Origin of the sequence: Flavobacterium sp. JAS (assembly GCF_020991455.1) — a bacterium.
Classification (GTDB): domain Bacteria; phylum Bacteroidota; class Bacteroidia; order Flavobacteriales; family Flavobacteriaceae; genus Flavobacterium.
The window spans coordinates 1-835 of sequence record NZ_JAJMOX010000047.1 but is presented as its reverse complement, the minus strand read 5'-3'; the positions used below and the strand labels follow the sequence as shown (position 1 = coordinate 835).

1 protein-coding gene is annotated in these 835 nt (G+C 35.1%); it reads right to left on the bottom strand.

Annotated features, from left to right (window positions below; genetic code table 11):
• Positions 1 to 70 precede the first annotated feature (70 nt).
• Positions 71 to 835, bottom strand: a 765-nt coding sequence (locus LPB88_RS23680; RefSeq protein WP_230718266.1) for a peptidase domain-containing ABC transporter, incomplete at its 5' end; no start/stop codon positions are given.

Sequence of the window (835 nt, the reverse complement as noted above, 5' to 3'; positions counted from 1 at the left end):
AGAATGGTACTTTGGTGAGAATGTCCTGAACTTCTTCACTTCTTAATTCAAATGTATCTTCTGCCATGATTTAATTTCCTAATTGTAATTGATTTCGAACCAATTCAAAATAATTTCCTTTTTGTTGCACTAAAGCGGAGTGACTTCCAATTTCAATGATTTTTCCTTTATCCAAAACCACAATCTGATCTGCATTCATAACCGTACTGAGTCGGTGCGCAATAACGACCACGGTTTTATCTTTGAAGAAAATATCGAGTTTTCGCATAATTTCTTTTTCATTATTGGCATCCAAAGCCGAGGTAGCTTCATCAAAAAACAATATTTCCGGATTTTTATAAACGGCTCTGGCGATCAATAATCGCTGTTTTTGCCCGGTACTCATTCCGGTTCCCTCAGCACCAATTTTTGTGTTATAACCTAGTGGTAAACCGGTTATATATTCTTTTATATTGGCAACATCTGCGGCATAAACCAATCGTTCTTTATCTACTTTGTCAACTCCAATGGCTATATTATTAGCAATGGTATCGCTAAAAATAAAACCTTCCTGCATAACAGCACCAATATTAGATCTCCAGGCTTTTTGCGAAATGTTTTTCAATTGTGTACTCCCAATATTAATTTCCCCTTTTTCTGGTTCATAAAATTTAAGAAGTAATTTCATGAGTGTTGTTTTTCCGCTTCCGCTAACGCCTACTATTGCAGTTACTTTATTAGCCGGAATTATTAAACTCAAATTGTCTAAAACCGGGATATCAGAACCTAAATAACGATACGAAAGATTCTTTATATCAATATCAGAATCATACGGAACTTCATTCGTTTGGTGAAC